Source organism: Streptomyces zaomyceticus (assembly GCF_014656215.1).
GTDB classification, from domain to species: Bacteria; Actinomycetota; Actinomycetes; order Streptomycetales; family Streptomycetaceae; genus Streptomyces; species Streptomyces zaomyceticus.
In genome coordinates this window covers 240,158-260,222 of the sequence record NZ_BNBZ01000002.1, presented here as the reverse complement: position 1 = coordinate 260,222, position 20,065 = coordinate 240,158, and the positions used below count along the sequence as shown (strand labels likewise).

Sequence of the window (20,065 nt, the reverse complement as noted above, 5' to 3'; positions counted from 1 at the left end):
GCTTGGGAGAGCCTGGTGCGCGCCATCGATAACGGAAAGCGGGAAACGGAGAAAGTGATGTGGGTCACGCGTCGCACCCGCGGCCGGAAATACGCCCTGCGACACCTCGCATTACGGCGGCCCCGCACCGACACCGTGCGGGCCGCGCGCACGGACGACAGCGGGGGCGAGCCGGGATCCGGCAGCGGGGTCACCCGGTCTGGCCTCGTTCGAAGTACGCGGCCAGCTCGGGGTCGAGGGGCGGTACCGCGCGTGGCGTGCCGCCCGTACGCAGGGACTCGGTCGCGCGGACGCCCGCCGCCACGGACATCCGGGCGGCCACGGGTGAGGTGTCGGTGAGGCCGCCGTCGCGGGCGAAGCGGACGAACTCGTCGATGAGGAGGGGGTCCGCGCCGCCGTGCCCCGCATTGTCCTCCACAGTGGGTACGCGGTACTCGGCGTCCGGCTCCGCCCGGTAGCCCGAACGGCGGGAGTTCCACACCCTGACCGCCCCGCCGGGGCCGTCGCCGAAGTTCTCCAGGCGGCCGGCGTCGCCGATGACGGTGTAGTTCCGCCAGTAGTCGGGCGTGAAGTGGCACTGCTGGTAGGCGGCCAGAACGCCGTTGTCCAGGCGCATGTTGACCAGCGACACGTCCTCGACGTCGATCACCGGGTTCAGCCCGCGCTGGGTGTGCGGCGGCCAGTGGCCGTCCTTCGTGTACCAGTCGTCCGTCTTCGGTTCGCCGGGGGCACGACGGTGCGGGTTGTCGCCGTAGACCATGAGGTCGCCGAGCGCCTGTACCCGCTCCGTGTACCCGTCGGCGAGCCAGTGCAGGACGTCGATGTCGTGGGCGGCCTTCTGGAGCAGCAGTCCGTTCGTGCACCGCTGTTCGGCGTGCCAGTCCTTGAAGTACCAGTCGCCGCCGTAGCCGACGAAGTGGCGGACCCAGATCGTCCTGACCGCGCCGATCTCGCCGCGTCGGATGATGTCGCGCATCAGCCGGACCACGGGCATGTGGCGCATGTTGTGTCCGACGTACAGGCGGGTGCCCGTCTCGCGGGCGGTGCGCAGCACGTTGTCGCAGCTCTCGATGTCGACGGCGAGGGGCTTCTCGACGAAGACGGGCTTGCCCGCCTTCAGGGCCTCGCGGGCCAGGTCGGCGTGGGTGTGGTCGGGCGTGAGGACGAGGACGGCGTCGACGTCGGGGTCCTCGACGACCCGACGGTGGTCGGTGCAGATCCGCGCGCCGGGAAAGGCCGGGGCCGCCTCCGCCCGGGCCCGGGGATCGTGGTCCGCGAGGGCGGTGACCCGTGCGCCGGCGCCGGGGCGGTGCGCCGTCCGGGCGATCGAGCCGCGCAGTCCGTAACCGAGGACACCGAGTCGGAGGTCGGGCATGGTCGTTCCCTTCTTGGGCGTGCGGGCGCGCACCTGCCGACCGACGCCGGTCCCGCGCGCGCCGTCGACCGCGGGCGCCGCGGGAGGGCCGGACCGGCCGCAGGCCGTAGTGTTGCCGCGATCACCCTACGCACGACGACACACGGGGCACGCATGACCATTCACCGTCCGGGAAAGCCCGGGGACCTTCCCTCGGGCGAGGCGCTCTGGGCACGGTGGGCGCTGCTCGCCGCCGTCGCGGCGACCACCGAGCAGGAACAGCGCGCGAGCGGCTACCGCACCGGCCTCTGGATCGACGACGAGGGGCTCCACCACGACGACTCCGGCTGCACCTGGTGGACGATGTCACGGATGGGCGAGGGCCGGTTCGTGCTCTACGGCGAGGACGAGTCGAGCGGTGTGAAGTGGCACAAGCCGTCCATCGACATGCTGGCGGGCGGCCCCGACTGGCTCCCGTACGAGGAGCTCCGCGACCGGCTCCAGGGCTACGAACTGGGCTGTGTGTACTGGTACGAGGACGGGGCCTGGGCCCGCGCGCCGTATCCCGAGGATCTCGCGGACGACGGTCTGGACTGCGGCATGAGCGACTTCGTCGACCGGAGTCAGGTGCTGGGTGAGCTGTCGTACCACCTCGACGACACCCTCGGCGGGCCGAACGCGGACAGCCTCCTGGCCACCGCCGAGGAGCACCGTCTGGAGCCGGAGCTCCTGCTGGAACGGCTGCGCCCCGTCAACACGGACCATGAGCCGAGGGACCTTCCGGCGGTCGCCCGGGCCCTCGCCCTCGCGGGCCTCTCCGGCTCCGCTGGTCTCCTCGACGAGGGGGAGCAGAGCCGATGACGCCGAAGGAGGGTCAGCGGGTACGGCTGACGGTCGAACTCGAACTCACGGGACAGCTCACGGTGGCCGTGGACTCCCCGGCCGGGGAGCCCGGTGCCGTCGTGGGCTCGCTGCGCCTGGCCGCGGGTACCGAGGGAACGGTGGAGGAGGTGCGCGAGGACCGGCAGGAGAGCCAGGAGGTGCGCGAGTACCTGCGGCTCAAGTCGCTCCTCGACGACTTCGGCCATCAGATGCCCCCGGGGAGCAGGACGCAGCTGGAGGAGCAGATCGGGTCGCTGGAGCCCGCCTGGATCGCCTACCGGGACGGGGGGATCCCGGTGCGGGTCCGCGTCCGGCTCGACAACGGGTTCGTCCTCCACGACACGTCCGGGGACCTGTTCGCCCCAGCCTGACGCACCCGTACGGGGAGGTGGTCGGCGGAAGCCCTCGGGTGGTCAGGGCCCGGTGCGGTCGGCGCGGTGCTCGGATCGTCCCTTCTCCGGGACGTGCCGCAGTCCTTCGTCCGGCCGGTTCTTCCCCGCGTTCCTCCGACCCTCGTTCGCCCCGCTTCCCGAACCGTGCCCCGACCCGGTCTCCGGTCGTTTCCTCGGCCCGGTCTCCGGGCCGCTCTTCGGCCCCTTCCCCGGCCCGTGCTTCGGTGCCTGCTCACCGTGCTGCCCATGGGCCGGGGGCGTCGTGGGCCGCTCGTCCGGGCCCGCGGGGCCGGTCGTCGTGCCGGGGGGCGTCGTACCGAGGTGCGGCGGGACGGTGGGGCCGTCGTGCCCGGGGGCCGGCGTGGACGGGACGGGAACCGGATCGTTCCCGAACGGAACCGGCAGGTCCACGGCCGCGACGGCCACTCCGCCCACGGTCACGCCGACGAGGAGCGCGGCAAGGGCCGGTCCGAGGGAGCGCCGGCGAAGTCGTCGCCGCGCGCCGGGGGTCCAGTCGTCGCGGCGGCGCGTACGGCGGGACGCGTGCAGGCCGGCGTCACGCGCCGCCCGGAACGCGGCGCGGGCGCCGTCCTCGGCCGTACCTCCCGCCGCGTCCTCGGCCGTACCTCCCGCCGCGTCCTCGTTCCTCCCGCCCGCCATGTCCCGGCCGCCGCGCGGCGCGGCCTGCGGAGACTCCTCCAGGCCCGCGTGACGATGCTCGTCGGGCATCACGTCACCTCCCCCTTCCGTTGATCTCCCGCGCCAGTCGCTTCAGGCCCCGGTGCGCGGCGGACCGGACCGCACCGGGTCTCTTGCCCAGGACCCGGGCGGCCGTCGGCCCGTCGAGGCCGACCACGACCCGGAGCAGTACGGCTTCGGCCTGCTCGCGCGGGAGCCCCATGACGAGCGCGAGGGCCCGCTCCGTGGACAGGGCCTCCACGGCCTCCCCGGCGGTGTCCGCCGGGGAGGGCAATTCGATGACGTCCTGGTCGAGCAGCGCGGGGCGCGGACGGGACCGTACCCTCCGCAGATGGTCGAGGGCCCGGTGCCGGGCTATCGTCGCCGTCCAGCCGCGGAATCCGACCCCGTCGCCGCGGAAGCGGCCGAGGTCGCGGGCGATCTCCAGCCAGGCCTCGGAGGCCACGTCCTCGGCGTCGTCGCCGACGAGGCCCTTCAGATAGCCGAGCAGCCCTGGGTACACCGTGCGGTACGCCTGGGCGAAGGCCTCTTCGTCGCCCCGCTGGGCCCGTGCGACGGCCGAGCCGAGTTCCGCGTCGCGTGCCGCGGTGGGCGGGTGCCCCGTCCCCTCGTCCACACGATCCTCTTCGATGCCCGTACCTGCGCGTACGTCCGGTCGTCGCGGTATACCGGAATACCTTCATCCTGTCAGACCGTCAGGATCTTCCCGTGGCGCGGCCGTCGGGGGCGCGGACGCCCCGTGTGCGGGTTCGGGGCGGCCGCCGTCCGTGGAGGGTGAGGAAGTAGGTCTGCAGGGATTCCTGCGGTCCGAGCTCGAAGCGGTTCACGGTGCGGCCGAGCGGATTCCACACCCGGCCGTCCGGCATCCGCGAACCGACGGGGTGGGCGAAGACGGACCGCAGGAGGTGCCCCGGGGGTATGTCCACCCAGACCGCCCCCGCCTCGTGTGCCAGCACCTCGCCGACATAGGCGCCGATGCCGAGCAGCGGCCCGGCCACGTCCTCCCGTCTCGCGCCGCCCCTCCGCAGCCCGTCGACGAGCCGGTCGACGACACGAAGGCTCGCCGCGGTGTAGTCCAGCGGCAGTCGCGCCTTCGCGGTCGCACGCTCCACGAACGCGGATGCGTGACGGCCCATGTCGTCCGCGCGCAATGTCGGGATTTCGCGGTCCATATGTGATCACCCTTCCCTCTCGAAGCGGCGTCCCTCGCCGGGTGATCAAGCGGAATCGGGGGCGGAAACATCACGGCCGTCCCACGTGACACCGGTCACAGGAATTTCTCGCGAACAGCCGAAAGGGAACTCAAATGTCTTTATTGTGCATAAGGTTGACGTGACATCGGGCCGTGACATCGGGCCGTGACATCGGGAGGGGCGCCCCTTTCATTCCCTCACCGCCTCGGATTCGGCGCGCCGACTTCGTCACGCGTTCGCAGGCGGCACATCCCGGCGAGATGCGCCGTTCACGCCGGTCGTGGCCCCACACGGACCGGCGGCCCGGGGGCGGAGAGACCCCCGGGGGCACGTCCGCCGACGGCGCCGCCTCGCGGCTGTTCGAGGCGTGCGTCGGACGGTCGGAAAGCAGCCAATCTCCGCCTCGGGCGCACCTCCTCGGCGATCTTTCGGTGGTGACGGCTCGTTCCCGCCGATCGTCCGGATAGCGGACAGGCGATGTCATGACCTCACCACCATCTCCCCCGGCCCACCCCGCCCGCGTCGCGCTGCACGCCTCGCACCGAGCCGTCAACAGCGCGGCGGCGGATGTCCGGAAGGACGCAGGCACCGTCCCTTCTCCGCCGCGCCCGCTGTACCTTCCTCCTGACCCCGCCTCCGACCACCGGGGTCACTCCCCACGCACGCACCCCTCACGATCGCCCCCACCCAGGCCGCTCCCTCGGCCACAGCAGCCCAGCGCGTCGCCCCTCCCCCTCTGCCTTCCCCCGGTGGTTCGCCATGCCCGCTGCACCCGCCCGGCCCCCGACCCCTCGCACCCGGCCCCGGCCGCACGACTCCATCCGGCACGAGTGGACGAGGAAGGCGAGAACACGACGGTGCGATTCCAACTGCTCGGGCCCCTGAGCGTCACCGACGGGCGGGACGTCGTGGTGCTCCCGCCCTCCAAGCCGACGGCGCTGCTCGCCGCGCTGCTGCTCCGCCCCGGAGCCGTCGTCTCCGCCGACCGGCTGCGCGACGTCGTCTGGGGCGAGGAACACCCCACGACGGCCAAGACCGCCCTGCAGAGCTGTGTGCTGCGGCTGCGACGGCTCTTCGCCAAGTACGGCATCGAGAACCAGGCCGTCGTCGCGGTGGCCGGCGGATACCGCATCGACGCCGACGCCGAGACGCTCGACCTGCTCCACTTCCGCCGGCTCGTCGAGCGGTCCGCCGCGGCGGACGAGGAGTCCGAGCTGTACGCCCTGCGGTCCGCCCTCGCCCTGTGGCAGGGATCCCTGCTCTCCAACGTCCCCTCCGACCTGCTGCACCGGGACGAGGTACCCCGCCTCGCCGAGGAGCGGCTGAGGGTCCTGGAGCGGCTGTGCGACATCGAGTTGGAGCACGACCGATGTCGCGAAGCCCTCGTTGATCTATGGGAGGTTACGCGCGTATACCCCGCCCACGAGCGCTTCGCCGAGCAGCTGATCGTGGCCCTCTACCGGACGGGACGACAGACCGAGGCCCTGGCGGAGTACCGCAGGATCAAGGGTCATCTGCGGGAGCGGCTCGGGGTGGATCCGCGGGCCGAACTCCAGCGTCTGGAGCTGGCGATCCTCCGGGGCGAGGACCTCGGCCCGGCGGGCGGGGCACGTGGGGGCCGGGGCGCTCCGGGGCGCGTGGTGTCCGTGCCCGCGGCGTCACCGGTCGCACCGGCCCCGGCCGCGGTCCCGCCGTCCCCGGCACCCCTCCCGACTCCTCCGAACAGAACCGTTCCCGCGCCCGCGCCGTCAGCCGTCGCACTCGCACCGGTCACTCCCCCCGCACCCGCACCGGGGTCCTGGACGCTCCCCACCGTGCCGGGCTTCACCGGCCGTGAGCAGGAAGTGAGCTCCCTGGTGGAGCTGTTGACGACCTGCGACACGGGCGTGAGCTCCGAGCGTGCTCCCTTCGCCGTGCTCTCCGGCGCACCCGGCATCGGCAAGACCGCCCTCGCGCTGCACGTCGCCCACCTGGTGAGCGCTCACTTCCCGGACGGCTGCGCCCTGGTGCCGCTCACCCACCCGGACGGCACCCCGCGCGGGGCGGAGGAGGCCGCCGACGAGCTCCGTCGCGCACTGCCCGCAGGACCGGGCACGGGCCGCGTCCTTCTCGTCCTGGACGACGTCGTTCACCCCGATCAGGTACGCCCCCTGCTGACCGCCTACGCGTGCGGCGCCGCGATCGTCACCAGCCGGATGGGACTCGCCGCGCTGGTCGCCACACACGGCGGCACCGTGCACCGGCTCGGCGCCCTGGACCCCGAGCAGTCACAGGCGCTGCTCACCACGGTCCTCGGCCGGGAGCGGGTCGCGGCCGAACCCGGGGCGGCGCTGCCTCTCGCGACCGCGTGCGGGCACCATCCGCTCGCCCTGCGGATCGCCGCCGCCCGGCTGCTCACCCGGCCGCGGCTGCGCCTCGCCGACTACGCCGGCTGGCTCCGGCACGACCCCGTCGGCCGGCTCAGCCTCGCCGACGATCCCCTGATGTCCGTACCGCAACGGCTTGACGAGGCCCTGAAGCGGCTGCCCCCGGCGCTGGCCGAGGCCCATCTGCGCCTCTCCGCCTCGCCCCACGAACCGCTCACCGCCGCACGGGGCGCAGCCGTTCTCGGCCTTCCGGAGGAGTCCGCGGAGCAGGTCATCGAGCGGCTCCTCGACGCGGGATTCCTCGAAGAGGACCAGCCCGGCGCCTTCTGGACCCACGACCTGCTGCGCGCGCACGCGCGCCGCACGGCGGGCTCGCCGTCCGGCCACGCCCCGGCGCTCCTGCGCCCTCCCCGGCACGGGGAGTTCCCGCAGAGGGACGGCACGAGGCCGGCCGCCCTGCGCTGACGGCGGACCCCGGCCGCGCCGCCCCCGTCTCCCGCACCGCCCGCGTCGGCCTCGCCGGCCCGGCAGGCCCGTCCTGCCGATCCCCGCACGCCGACAGCTCCTCCCGCACGTCGACCACCACGCCCCACGCACCACTCCCGCACCACCCCCGCACCGTCCCGAGCAGCAGCCCACCACCCCGGGCTCCGTCTCGCCCCGCAACGAGAGGTGTGACGCACGCATGACCCTTACGTCGTACGCGGAGATCGCCGGAACCCGGCCCCGAGTCCGTCGCGATGTCCTGTTCACCCAGACGCCCGGCGGCGTGATCTTCCACAACGCCGACGGCGGGTTCCAGCTCACCGCCAAGTCGGGCTACCGGTTCGCCACCCTCCTCGTGCCCTACCTGGACGGCAGCAGAGCCGTCGAGGAGATATGCCAGGGATTCGGCGACGTCCAGAAGGCGATGGTGGGCGAGCTCGTGCAGGCGCTCTACGCGCGCGGATTCGCCCGTCCCGTTCCGGCGCCGGAGGAACCGGCCGGCCCCCCGGCGCTCCTTCCGGCCGTCTCGGAGAGATTCGCCCCGCAGATCGCCTACATCGACCACTACGGCGACGCGGCCGAGACCCGCTTCGCCGGCTTCCGGGCCACCCGGGTCGCGGTCCTCGGCGACGGTCCCGTGGCCCGCTGGTGCGTGCTCTCCCTGATCCGGAACGGCTGCGCCACCGTCGGTGTCGAACCCTCGCTCGCCGAGGGCGGCGGTGTGGTGACGCCCGGGGAGTTCGCGGCCGTCCGGGCCGAGGCCGCCTCCCTCACCGATGAGGGCTGCCCCGTCGAACTGCCGCTGCTGCCGGGGCCGGACACGCACCGGGGCCGGCACACGGAGGACCCGGGCCGGGAGAGCCGGAGCGGGGAGGGGTGGGCGGCGTACGAGGGGTACGACGTGGTGGTGGCCGCCGCCGGGCCCGGCGTTCCGGGCGTCGTGCTGCCGCTGCTGCGCGAGGGCGTGCCCCAGGGCCGTACGCTCCTGCCCGCCTGGACGTTCGGCGACTCGGCCGTGGTCGGCCCGACGATGACCTCCGACTCGGCGGCCTGCTGGTCCTGCGCCGCCCTTCGGCTCGGCGCCGCCGGCGGTGCGGCCGCCTCGGACGCCGCCGAACTGTGGAGCGGCCTGGCACTCGGCACCGGCACGCCCGGGACCCGGCCGACCGGACCGCTCGCCGCGATGCTCGGCAACCTGCTCGGGTACGAGGTGTTCCGTCTGGTCACCGGGGCCCTGCCGGCCGAGACGCGGGACAAGGTGCTCGTCCAGTCGATGACCAGCCTCGACGTCGCTTCGGAACCGCTGCTCGCCCACCCTCGCTGTCCGTTCTGCTCCACCACCGCGGGCCTTCCCGAACCGGTCGACCTGGCGTCGGCCCCGGCGCGTCCGGCGTTCCTGCCGACGGTCGCCACGGCCCCCGACGACGATGCCGCCCAAGGGCCGCTCGCCGAACTGGAGCGGCGCTCGGCGCTCGTGCGCCCGTTCACGGGTGTCTTCACGTCCTACGCCGACGAGCCGCTGACGCAGACACCCCTCAAGGTGGGTTCGGTCGTCCTCGGGCTGGGCGCGCGGGGCACCCGTACGATCACCGCCTTCGACGTCCACCACACCGCCGGGGCCCGGCTGCGGGCGCTGAACGCGGCGGCGGCGGTCTACGCCGAACACGTGGTCCCGGCCCCCGCCTTCGGTGGACCGCTCGACGCCCTGCCCGCGGTGGCCCCCGACACGCTCACCGTCGCGTCGGGAACCGGTGGCTCAGGCGGCGGCGTCGTCTGGACCCCGGCCACCTCGCTGGTCACCAAGGAGGCCGTACGCGTGCCTTCGGGCGCCGTGCGTCCTTTCGGTCAGGACAACGCCGACCGTCGCTTCGAGCCGACCCGGGCCGGGTCGGGGGCCGGGACGGACCTGCCGGAGGCGGCGGCCGCCGGTCTGCTGTCGGCGCTCGCCCACGACGCCCTGGGGCGCGCCGTCCGGGGCGGCGGCGAGGTCGCCCCGATCGCGCCCGAGGTCTTCGGCGAGGACCCCGAGACGACGTTCCTCCTCCGGTCGACCGCCCTGCTGGGGCTCACCGTCGAGCTTCTCGACCTCGGCGAGCGGGCGCACTCCGGCGCCTCCGTCGTCCTGGCGAGGACGACGGGCGGCACGAGCGGCGCGGGCGGTGTCGGCCGCTGGGCGGTCGGAGCCGCGCTGGACCTGACCTCGGCCGCCGTCGACGCGGTGCGGGACCTCCTCGGGGAGGCCCAACTGGCCGGGGAGGGCGTGGAGACCGACGACGGCGATCCGCTGCTCCGGGACCTGGACGCGGCGCTCGTGCGGGTCACCCGGGGCGAGCCCGCCGCGGGGCCGGACGCGCCCCTGGAGTGGACGCAGGTCCTGGAACGCCTCGCCGCCGCCGACCGGGACGCCCTGGTGGTGCCGACGCACACCGCCGACCTGCCGTCCGCGGGCATCCACACCGTGCGCGTGCTGCTCACCCGGGCGGTCTCCGATGAGAGCTGAGGGCATGCCCGCGGGGAGGGCGGGGGTCGGGACGCCACCGGCAGGCGTGGGCATGGATCCGCCCCGGGGGACGGACACGGCTCCGCCGGAAGGCCCGCTCGCGGCTCCGCCGGAAGGCCCCGTCGTGGCTCCGCCCGACGACTCCGCCCGCGCCCGGTCCTCCCTGCGGTTCGCCGCCGCCCTGCGCGCGGCACTCGACGAGATCCGGTCCGTCCCGGGCGGACCGGCCACGGCGCTGACCGTCGCCCCCCTGGGCGTCCGGAACGCGTACGCGGGCGCGTACCCGGACGCGAGGGCGTACCCGGACGCGAGCGCGTCCGGCGGCACGGAGACCGGCCCTGCCTCGACCACCGCGGCGGATCATCGACTCCCCGTGCACCTCTACGGTCGTCAGGTCCTCATCGGCCCCTGGCCCGCGGCCGACGGCGCGCGCGGCTGTGCGACCTGTCTGGAGCGGCGCTGGCAGGGGGTGCGTTCCGTGCCCCTGCGCGAGGGGCTCGAACTCGGGGCCGAGACCCGGTCGGCGGGCGACTGGCCGTACGGAATCCCCTTCGCCGCCACCGCCGTGGCCGCCCTGGTGGCGGGGCTCGCGGAGCGGACGCCCGAGTCCGGCCCGTATCCGCGGGTCCGCCTCCTCGATCTGGACGCGATGACCGTACGGAGCCATCCGCTCGTACCCGACCCGGAGTGCCCCTCCTGCGGGACGCCCGAGCCGGACACGGCCGAGGCCGCCGTCCTGACGCCGGGGCCGGCCCCCAAGTACCGGCCCGGGGTCTTCCGGGTGCGCCGGATCGAGGACTACCGGCTGCCCGTGGACGCCTTCGCCAATCCGCACTGGGGGGCGATCGGCCCCTCGGTCGTCTACGACGTCGCCTCCACCACCACCTCGGCCACCGTCGGCTGCTTCTCCTCGCGATCCGGCGAGTATCTGCGCGAGACGTTCTGGGGCGGTCACGCCGACACCTACGCGCGCAGCCAGCGCATCGGGGTCCTCGAAGGGCTCGAACGGTACGCGGGGATGCGCGCCAGGACCCGCAGGGCCCGCCTCGTCGCCTCCCTCGACGAGCTCGGCCCGAAGGCCGTGGACCCGCGCGAGACCGGTCTGTACGCGGACGCGTTCCACCGCGACAACCCGCGGGTGCGGCCGTTCGCCACAGACCGGGAGATTCCCTGGGTGTGGGGCTGGTCGCTGCGGGACGCCGAGCCACGCGCGGTGCCGGAGATCCTCGCCTACTACCACGCGCCGGGGCTGGAGAACCGGTTCGTGCAGGAGAGCTCCAACGGCTGTGCGTCGGGCGGCAGTACGGAGGAGGCCGTCTACTTCGGCCTGATGGAGGTCATCGAGCGCGACGCCTTCCTTCGCGCCTGGTACGGACAGGTCCCGCTGCGCGAGATCGACCCGTCGACGAGCGTCCGGGCCGGCACCCGGCACATGGTGGACCGGCTCGCCATGTACGGCTACCGGGCGCGTTTCTTCGACACCCGCGGCGACCTCCCCGTGCCGGTGGTCACCGCGTGCGCCGAGCGCGTGGACGGCGGTGTGGGCCGGATGTGCTTCGGGGCCGGAGCAGGGCTCGACCCCGAGTCCGCCCTGGACTCGGCGCTCTGCGAGATCGCCACCGACGCCGTCAACCTCGTCGGCCGGACCCGGCGCGACGAGGCCCGGCTGCGGGCGATGGCCGCCGACTTCACCCGGGTCACCACCCTCCACGACCATCCCCTGGTCTACGGCGTCCCCGAGATGGGGCGGCACGCCGACTTCCTGCTGCGGCAGCCGGAGCCCCGTCCGCCGCTGGCCGTCGCCGACCTGGAGTGGCCGGACGCCGACGGCGCCGCCGTGGCCGCGGACCTGCGCGAGGACCTGCTGCGCGCGGTCGGCGCCGTGACGGCCGCCGGCTTCGACGTGGTGGTCGTCGACCAGACGCTGCCCGAGCAGCGCGCCCTGGGGCTGCACACCGTGAAGGTGCTCGTGCCCGGACTGCTGCCGATCGACTTCGGCTGGTCGCGGCAGCGTGCCCGGCACATGCCCCGGATGCGTGCGGCCCTGGGCCCCGCCGGTCTCAACCCCGCGCCCCATCCCTTCCCGTAGCGGCGTCACTCCCGCACTCCGTCCGAAAGGAGCCGACCCCATGGGGTACGCCCACGAGTACGCCGAGGCCGTCCTGCACCGCGGCCGCGTCCCGATGGAACCCGCCGACTTCGTCCCCGACTGGCCCGACGGCCCGCGCAGGGGGAAGTTCTACCCGGGTGCGGAGTCCCTCGCCCTGCCCGACGGGAACGACCTCCCCGCCGCGCCCGCCCGGACCGGCCTTCTCCCCCCGACCGGCGCGGAGGAGGGTCCCCGGCGTGGCGCCGGTGCAGGCGGATTCACGCTGCCCCTGCTGTCCGCGATGCTCAAGGACTCGTACGGGCTGACCGGCCGCCGACTCGGCATCCAGGCCAACAGCGACCTGTCCGGGCTGCCGTTCCACACCCACGCCAACTGGTCCCGCGGCACGGCGGGCGGCGGCGGGCTCTATCCGGTCGGCGTCCACTGGGTGTCGGGTCCTGCCGGCCCCCTCACCCCCGGCGTCCACTACTACGACGTCCAGCGGCATTCCGTACAGCGGCTGCTGACCGGGGACGTGACCGACCGGGTGCGGGAGGCACTCGGCGCGGACGCGCCCGCCGAGGCGCTGGAGACCGACCAGTACCTGCTCCTCGCCGTGAAGTACTGGCAGAACACGTTCAAGTACAACAGTTTTGGCTACCACGTGGTCTGTACGGACGTGGGGACGCTCGTCCAGACCTGGCGGATCTGGGCCGCCGCGCACGGGCTGCGCACCGCGCCCGTGCTGTGGTTCGACGAGCCCCGGTTGAACGGGCTGCTCGGTACCGTCGGCGAGGAGGAGAGCGTCTTCGCGGTCGTGCCGCTGCGCTGGGAGGGCGCCACCGCGCCGCGCACGGCGGAGATGACCGGCCCCGACCCGGCCGTGCGGCACCGTGACGTCGAACGCTCCCGTACCGTCCTGCGGTTCCCCACCGTGCTGGCGATGCACGCGGCGACGGTGGCCGGGGCCACCGACCGGCCCGCACCCGGCACCCTCGCCCCGGCGGCCGCCCGGCCCGTTCCCGAGGGCGGCACCCGGGTCGCCCTGCCCGCCCCCGCCTTCCCCGACGTGCCCGTCCGCCACGTCCTGCGGAGCCGGCGCAGCAGCTTCGGCCGCTTCGACGCGGCACGGCCCGTGACGCCCGGTCAGCTGTCCGCCGTGCTCGCCGCCTGCGCGGCGACCTCACTGGGCGAGGAGACCGCTCCGGGCGGGGAGGCACCACGACAGGTCCGCCTGTACGCCTTCGTGAACCATGTCGCGGGCACGGCGCAGGGGGCGTACGTCTACGACCCCGAGGCGGGCGATCTCTCGCTCGTCGTCCCCGGGGCTCAGGGGGCGTTCCTCCAGCAGAACTACTTCCTCGCCAACTACAACCTGGAGCAGGCCGGCGTCGTCCTGGTGCCGACGGTGCGGACCTCTGCCGTGCTCGACGCGGTCGGGGACCGGGGGTACCGGCTGGCCGTCGGTACGGCGGGCGCGGTGGCGCAGACCTTCTACCTGGCGGCGTCGGCCCTGTCGCTCGGCGCCGGGGTGGCGCTGGGCTTCGACAACGTGTCGTTCGTCGAGCGGCTCGGACTGGAGGGTACCGCCGAGGCGCCGCTGCTGATCATGGCGCTCGGCAACGAGCGCCCCGGGCCCGCCGACTTCCGCCACGAGATCGCCTGAGGGGAGATCCGCGATGACACTTCCGACCACCGGGACACCGCTTCGGCGCACCGCCACATGGGAGGTGGGCCGGCGATTCCTGCTCCGGGCCGCCGGTCTGCCCGTGGAGACGGTGCACGGTCTGCGCTGCCCGCGCACCCGGGCCTGGGCCGACGAGGTCCTGGCCCTGGAGGAGCGGCTGGCCGCGGGGGGCGCCGCCCTGAGCGACACGCTGCACGCCCTGGTCGAGGCCGCCGACGCCGTCGGCGACGAGTCCCGCCGGGCGCTCCTGTCCCTGCGCCGCCAGATCTTCAACAACCGGCTGCCCGCCGCCCCCGGGGCGGCCGTACGCCTGGTGACCGGTCTCGACACGCCGGCCGGTACGCGCGTCTCCGCGTGGCTGGACGAGCGTGTCAGGTACGACGAACTCCTCGCCGAGGGACCCTCCGTACTCGAGGAGGAACTCCACGCGGCGCGCGGCGCGCTGCGGTCGGCGCTGTACCGGGAACCGTTCCGTCACGGGCTGCTCCTGGCCTCGCCGACGCTCGACGGCCGGCTCGACGCCTATCTCGCCGGCGCGAGCGCCGACACGGGCACGGGCCCCGACACGGGGGCGGGCAGCGGCAGCGGCAGCGGCAGCGGCAGCGGCAAGAGGATGCGCAAGATCGAGCGGGCGGCGCTCACGTATCTGTACCGCACGGCGTGCAAGACCAGCCCGTTCAGCACCTTCACCCCGGTCGCGACCGGCGTCTTCGACGGCGTTCCGGGCGACGACGACGGCGCAGCCGTGCGCCTCGGGGAGAAGTGGACGGGGCATGTGCGGCTCAATGTCGTCGCCCTGGGGCGCCTGGCCGAGCTGATCCTCGCCGATCCCGTGCGCCGTCAGGACCTGCCCGTCGTCCTGTCCCCGGGCTGGGGACGCGACGAGGACCGGATCCGCTACGTACGCCAGTGGGTGACGAGCGGCGACGACGACGCGTCCGTCACGTTCGACTCCGTCCGCGACCGGCTGTTCTACCTGCGCGGCAGCGGCACCCTGGAGCGGCTGCTCGCGTTCCTGGACGGCCGCGCGGGGCTGCGCCACCGCGATCTGGTCGACTGGCTGCGGTCCGAGCACGGCGCGGACCCGGCCGAGTGCGAGCGGTACGCCGCCGCGCTGCTCCAGCTCGGCATGGTGCAGGTGCCGTGCCTGCGCACCGATGTCCACAGCCCCGACCCGTTGCGCTCCTTCCAGCGGGCGCTGCGCGAGCTGGCGGCCCCCTGGGCCGACTCCGTGGCGGACGCCCTGGACGGCCCCGTCGCCTGCCTGGCCGCGTATCCCGACGCCGACCTCGCCGAACGGCGCGTTCTGCTGCGGACCCTGCGCACGCGACTCCTCGACATCCAGCGGGAGTTGGGGGCGGTCGAGCCCACGCTGCCACGGACGCTGCTCTACGAGGACGTCAGTGCCGGCGAGGACCTGCGCTGCGGCGCGGGGCTCCTCGCGGGTGGGACGGGCCGGGCGCTGCGCGCCGTCGAGGGCGTGCTGCCGATGTTCGACCTCACCCTGCCGCACCGCATCACCCTGCACGGATTCTTCGTGGCCCGGTACGGGCGGGGCGGGCGCTGCGACGACCTGCTCGGCCTCGTGCACGACTTCCACGAGGACGTCTTCGACCAGTACGTCTCGTTCACCGCGAAGCGCACGGCGTTCGACGAGAACGGCGAGTACGTCCCCGAGGAGAACTGGCTGGGCCGGCCCGAACTGCGGAGCCTCGACGATGCCCGTCGCCGTTTCGTCTCGGGGATGCGCGCCCTGTGGAAGGACCACGGGGCGGACGACGAGCTGCGGATTCCCGCCGAGCTGCTCGCGGCCGTGGCGGAGCAACTGGAGCCACTCGTGGGCGACTTCGTCCCGCAGAGCCATCATCTCCAGGTGACCCTGCCCACCCGGCAACCTTCACCGGAGCCCTCCCCGCCCCTCTCGCCGGAGTCCGCCCCCGGGCTCACCACGGAGCCCTTGGGCAGCAGCGTCGACGCGGAGCTCCGGCCCCGGGCCCGGGTGGTCCTCAACCGCTCGTACGGCGGACTGGCCTTCCCCTTCAGCCGTTTCACCCACGCGTACGACGGGGTGCCGGAGTCCGGGCCGTCCGAGGAGGCCGGCCTATCGGCGCGGTTGCGCACCGAGCTGCGCGCACGGCAGCCGGAAGGGGCGGTGTTCGCCGAGCTGACCGGTGGCCCGGTCACCAGCAACCTGAACCTGCACGGCAGGATGACGGACTATCAGATCGTGTGTCCCGGTGAGACGGCCTCGGTGCCGGAGGAGGCCAGGCTGCATCTGGACGACCTGTATCTGGAACACGACGAGCAGGCGGACCGCCTCGTGCTGCGGTCGCGCCGACTGGGCCGCGAGGTCGTGCCCGTGTATCTCGGCTATCTGGTGCCGGTGGCCCTGCCCGAGATCCCCCGCACCCTGCTGCTCCTGTCGCCGAGCACCATGACACCGACCGACGTGTGGGGCGGTGTGCCCGAGGGCGCGGCCGTCGACGGTGTCACCCGCAGACCCCGCGTGGTACACGGAGACATCGTCCTCAGCCGCCGCAGCTGGACCGCCGACGCCGCCGTGCTGCCGGTCCGCCGACCCGGCACGGACGAGGCCGCCCGGTACCTGGAGTGGCGGCGCTGGAGGCGCGCGCACGGCCTGCCCGACCAGGTCTTCGCCACGGTGCTGCGCGACGGCCGCCGGGCACTGGGCGCCAAGCCCGTGTACCTGGACTTCGACAGCCCGCTGTCGCTGACCGCGTTCGACGCCCTGGTGGACCGGGAGCCGGGCACCGGGGTGACGCTGCGCGAGATGCTCCCGGGCGAGGACGCGCTGCACCTGACGTCCGCGCAGGGCCGCCATGTGGCCGAACTGGCCGTGGAGACCTTCACTTCCCGCCACCGCACCGAGGACGGCCCGACATGCCGGAACTGATCTCCCCCCTCCCCTCCCCCTTCTCCGTCCCCGGGCCTCCCCCCGCTTCCGCCTCCTCCCCCACGTCGGCGACCGCCCCTCCCGGCTCCGGGGCGCGGGAACCGGGGGCGTGGATCGCCCTGCACGTCTTCTACGCCGCCAGTCCCCGCCCGATGCTGGTGGACTGCGTCCGGCCGCTGGTCGCCCGGCTCACCGAGGAGGGGCTGATCACAGGCCACTTCTTCATCAACTACTGGCTGGAGGGTCCGCACGTGCGGCTACGGCTGCGCCCCGCGAGCCCTGCCGCGGCACCCGAGGTGAGGCGGCGGGCAGGGGAGGCGCTCACCGCCTTCCTCGCGAACCGTCCCGCCCTGTACGAGGTCGACTCCGGCTTCCTCAAGGACTTCTACAACGCCCTGTTCGACATCGAGTTCCCCGGTGAGGACCGGGGGCGGTTCATGGGCGACGACGGCAGGATGCGGCTGCGGCCGAACAACACCTTCAGCGAGGAGCCGTACGCCCCCGAGTACGCCAAGTACGGCGGTCCGGCCGGGGTCGAGCTCGCCGAGTGGCACTTCCGCCACTCCAGCGACCTGGTCACCGACGCCTTCCGCACCATGAACCTGCATCTGCGCACCGTGCTGCTCGGCACCTCCGCCCAGCTGATGATGGTGATGGCGAGCTGCTTCCTGTCCGAGGAGGACCGGCTCGCCGACTATCTGGACGGCTACTACGAGTTCTGGCACCGCGCCTTCCCCGGGACCGGGTTCATCGGCTCGAAGGAGTACGAGCGGAACTACGCGGAGATGGCGCCCGCCCTGGGTCGCCGATTCACCGCCGTCCGGTCCGCGGTCGCGACCGGCGAGCTGGGACGGCTCCCCTCGTTCCTGCGGGGCTGGGCGGAACACTGCCTGGAACTCCGGTGTCGCATCGAGGAGTTGGCTGCCCGCGGTGATCTGCTCTTCCCGGTCCGGGAGGGCCCCGCCCGCGAGGACACCGGTCAGGCGCGCTCCGAACCGGTGGACGCCCCGCCGGTGGAGGCGCTCACGCATGTGCCGGCGGTGCTCCCCCGACTGCTCTCCCCGTACATGCACATGACCAACAACCGGCTGCATGTGACGATCCGCGACGAGGCCTATCTCTCCTTCGTCCTCGGCCAGGTCCTCAGGGAGCGGCCGCACACCGGGGCTTCGGACAGTACGGCGGACGGGGTGGCCGACGGCCTGCCGGCGACGGACGCGGACGACTCGACGGCCAAGGAGCAGGACGGCCGCGCGGTGCAGGTGCCGGACGGCCGCGCGACGAAGGCGGCGGACGCGTGACCGCCACCTCGGCACGGGCCTACCGTCCGGCGCTGCGGCCCGGTGTGCTGCTCAGCCCGCCCCTGCTGCGCGGCCCCCGTACCGTGCATCTCGTCAAACACCCCGGCACCGGGGCCGCGTTCGAGGTGGGGATCAAGGAGCACTTCCTCATCTCGCTCCTCGACGGGACGCGGAACCTCGACGACGTCGCGCCCGCGTACGCGGACCGGTTCGGCCGTCGGCTCGGCGAGGAGCAGTGGAACCGGTTCCTCGGCCTCCTCGGCGCCCGGGGTCTGCTGTCCGGCGCGCCCGAACCGGCCGCCCCGTCACCCTCCCCGAAGCCCCCCAACACCTTCTGGCGCGGCAACCGGCCCCTGGTCGCGGACGCCGACGCGACCACCGCGCGGCTCCACCGCGCCCTGCGGCCTCTTCTCCGTCCGGCCGTCCAACTCCCCCTGCTCGCCGCCGTTTCCCTCCTCGTGGGAGCGCTGGTGTGGAGGTCGGGCGCACTGCTCGACGACACCGCCGAGCTGGTGCGGCAGCCCGTCGCGCTCATGGGCGTCGCCCTGTTCCTCTGGATGAGCATCACGCTCCACGAACTGGCGCACGGCGTCGCCGCCCAGCACTACGGGGGCCGGGTCACCGAGATCGGGCTGCGCTGGCGGTTCCCCGCCGCCCTGCTCCACTGCACGGTCGACAACTACCTCTTCCTGCCGGGCCGTCGGGCCAAACTGGTGGTCGCCGGGGCGGGCGCCCATCTCAACATGGTCCTGCTGCTCCCCTTCGGGGTCTGGTGGTTCCTGCTCCCCGCCGGCGCGCCCGAGCGGGCGCCGCTCGGCGGTCTGCTGGTGCTGGGCACCGTCCAGGCGCTCAGCAACCTGGTACCGCTGCCGCCGCTCGACGGCTACCGGATGCTCGGCCACGCCCTCGGCACCGCCCATCTCGCCCCCGAGACCAGGACCTATCTGGCGCTGCGCCGCAGTGGCGGGGCCGAGCCCCTGGCGGGCTATTCGGCGCGGGCCCGGCGGATCTACACGGTCTACGCGATCGGCTCGGCGGTCCTGGTGCTCCTCGTCGCGACGGCCACCTGCGCGTTCGTGCTCGTCCTGATCGGCTGACCGGTCGTACGTCGGGCCACGGCTCCCGTCCCGACGGCCCCTCCGCCCCCCTCTCCTCGTCCGCTCCTCCCCTCCCCTCCCCTCCCCGACCAGAAGGATCCGCGCACCACATGAGTGAGGTACAGGCCATGCCAACCACATCCGCCGCCGCGGGCGGTTCGCCGACCGCCGCCGTCCAGGTCCGGGGAGTCTCCAAGCGGTACGGAGACCGCCGGGCGGTGGACGACGTCTCCCTGGAGATCCACCGGGGGGAGTTCTTCGGTCTGCTCGGTCCCAACGGTGCGGGCAAGTCCACCCTGATCGAGATCATGGAAGGGCTGCGCCGGGCCGACACGGGTACGGTCGCCGTGTTCGGCGAGTCGCCCTGGCCCCGCAACACCGCGCTGCTCCCCCGCCTCGGCGTGCAGACCCAGAGCTCGGCGTTCTTCGTCCGGCAGACCGCCGTCGAGCACCTGCGCACCGTCGCCGCGCTCTACGGAGCCCCCCGGAGCGCCGTCGACTCGACCCTGGAGTCCGTGGGCCTCTCCGAGCAGCGCCGGGTCCAGGTCGAGAACCTCTCCGGCGGGCAGCGGCAACGCCTCGCGATCGCCTCCGCCCTCGTCCACGGCCCCGAGCTGATCTTCCTCGACGAGCCGACCGCCGCCCTCGACCCGCAGGCCCGCCGCGCCCTGTGGGAGGTGCTGCGGGGGCTGAAGGCGGAGGGCCGCACCATCGTCCACACCACCCACCACCTCGACGAGGCGGAGGCGCTCTGCGACCGGATCGCCATCCTGGTGGACGGCCGGATCGCCGTGACCGACTCCCCGCACAATCTGGTCGGCGCCTCACGCGCCCCGAGTCGTCTCATGCTTCCCCTGGGCCGTCTCGACGAGGAGCGGGCGGCCGCCATCGAGGGCGTCGAGCGGGTCACCGTCGAGGGCGGCTCCCTCGTCCTGGAGACCCACGCGGCGGGACGGGTGCTCGCCGCCGTCGACCGGATCGCCGGTCTCGACGGCGTCCAGACCCGCACGGCCAGCCTCGAGGACGTCTACCTCGACCTGACCGCCCGCCTCACCGGTGCCGGACGCTCCGGCCACCCGAACGCCGAGACCACGGAGCCGTGACC

14 protein-coding genes are annotated in these 20,065 nt (G+C 73.9%); 10 read left to right on the top strand and 4 right to left on the bottom strand.

Annotation, left to right across the window (positions count from 1 at the left end; translation table 11 throughout):
- Positions 1 to 190 precede the first annotated feature (190 nt).
- On the bottom strand, positions 191 to 1,375 hold the full coding sequence (locus tag IE311_RS03985) for a Gfo/Idh/MocA family protein (RefSeq protein WP_189830110.1): 1,185 nt from the start codon (positions 1,373 to 1,375) through the stop codon (positions 191 to 193).
- Positions 1,376 to 1,528: 153 nt separating this feature from the next.
- Between IE311_RS03985 and IE311_RS03980 the strand changes: the two genes are divergently transcribed.
- Positions 1,529 to 2,215 carry a hypothetical protein gene (locus IE311_RS03980; protein WP_189830109.1) on the top strand — a complete coding sequence of 229 codons (687 nt, stop codon included), beginning with the start codon at positions 1,529 to 1,531 and terminating at the stop codon, positions 2,213 to 2,215.
- Positions 2,212 to 2,607, top strand: a complete 396-nt coding sequence (locus IE311_RS03975; protein WP_189830108.1) for a hypothetical protein — start codon at positions 2,212 to 2,214, stop codon at positions 2,605 to 2,607. Before IE311_RS03980 ends, IE311_RS03975 begins: the two co-directional genes overlap by 4 nt.
- Before the next feature lie 42 nt (positions 2,608 to 2,649).
- Here IE311_RS03975 and IE311_RS03970 read toward each other — a convergent pair whose 3' ends face one another.
- The 3 genes from IE311_RS03970 to IE311_RS03960 all read right to left on the bottom strand — a co-directional run bounded on the left by IE311_RS03970 (position 2,650) and on the right by IE311_RS03960 (position 4,499).
- A complete protein-coding gene (locus tag IE311_RS03970) occupies positions 2,650 to 3,357 on the bottom strand; it encodes a hypothetical protein (RefSeq protein ID WP_189830107.1) in 708 nt (235 codons plus the stop codon).
- Positions 3,358 to 3,361: 4 nt separating this feature from the next.
- Positions 3,362 to 3,943, bottom strand: a complete 582-nt coding sequence (locus tag IE311_RS03965) for an RNA polymerase sigma factor (protein ID WP_189830106.1) — start codon at positions 3,941 to 3,943, stop codon at positions 3,362 to 3,364.
- Between the two features lie 79 nt (positions 3,944 to 4,022).
- Positions 4,023 to 4,499: a hypothetical protein gene (locus IE311_RS03960; RefSeq protein WP_189830105.1), complete on the bottom strand. Its 477-nt coding sequence runs from the start codon at positions 4,497 to 4,499 to the stop codon at positions 4,023 to 4,025.
- Between the two features lie 878 nt (positions 4,500 to 5,377).
- Here IE311_RS03960 and IE311_RS03955 point away from each other — a divergent pair.
- From IE311_RS03955 to IE311_RS03920, 8 genes are all read left to right on the top strand, one after another.
- Positions 5,378 to 7,351 (top strand): BTAD domain-containing putative transcriptional regulator, encoded by a 1,974-nt coding sequence (locus IE311_RS03955; protein WP_229901707.1) that lies wholly within the window; start codon positions 5,378 to 5,380, stop codon positions 7,349 to 7,351.
- Between the two features lie 220 nt (positions 7,352 to 7,571).
- The gene (locus IE311_RS03950; protein WP_189830103.1) at positions 7,572 to 9,872 is read left to right on the top strand and encodes a TOMM precursor leader peptide-binding protein; all 2,301 of its coding nucleotides are present in this window, start codon (positions 7,572 to 7,574) and stop codon (positions 9,870 to 9,872) included.
- A gap of 52 nt (positions 9,873 to 9,924) precedes the next feature.
- The gene (locus IE311_RS03945; RefSeq protein ID WP_189830102.1) at positions 9,925 to 11,961 is read left to right on the top strand and encodes a TOMM precursor leader peptide-binding protein; all 2,037 of its coding nucleotides are present in this window, start codon (positions 9,925 to 9,927) and stop codon (positions 11,959 to 11,961) included.
- 40 nt (positions 11,962 to 12,001) lie between these two features.
- Positions 12,002 to 13,627: a nitroreductase family protein gene (locus tag IE311_RS03940; RefSeq protein WP_189830101.1), complete on the top strand. Its 1,626-nt coding sequence runs from the start codon at positions 12,002 to 12,004 to the stop codon at positions 13,625 to 13,627.
- Between the two features lie 13 nt (positions 13,628 to 13,640).
- Positions 13,641 to 16,562 carry a lantibiotic dehydratase gene (locus IE311_RS03935; protein ID WP_189830100.1) on the top strand — a complete coding sequence of 974 codons (2,922 nt, stop codon included), beginning with the start codon at positions 13,641 to 13,643 and terminating at the stop codon, positions 16,560 to 16,562.
- Positions 16,550 to 17,863 (top strand): lantibiotic dehydratase C-terminal domain-containing protein, encoded by a 1,314-nt coding sequence (locus IE311_RS03930; RefSeq protein ID WP_189830099.1) that lies wholly within the window; start codon positions 16,550 to 16,552, stop codon positions 17,861 to 17,863. The genes IE311_RS03935 and IE311_RS03930 overlap by 13 nt, the downstream gene beginning before the upstream one ends.
- Positions 17,860 to 18,960 carry a metalloprotease gene (locus IE311_RS03925; RefSeq protein WP_189830098.1) on the top strand — a complete coding sequence of 367 codons (1,101 nt, stop codon included), beginning with the start codon at positions 17,860 to 17,862 and terminating at the stop codon, positions 18,958 to 18,960. The genes IE311_RS03930 and IE311_RS03925 overlap by 4 nt, the downstream gene beginning before the upstream one ends.
- Before the next feature lie 110 nt (positions 18,961 to 19,070).
- On the top strand, positions 19,071 to 20,063 hold the full coding sequence (locus IE311_RS03920; protein WP_189830097.1) for an ABC transporter ATP-binding protein: 993 nt from the start codon (positions 19,071 to 19,073) through the stop codon (positions 20,061 to 20,063).
- The last annotated feature ends 2 nt before the right edge of the window (positions 20,064 to 20,065 follow it).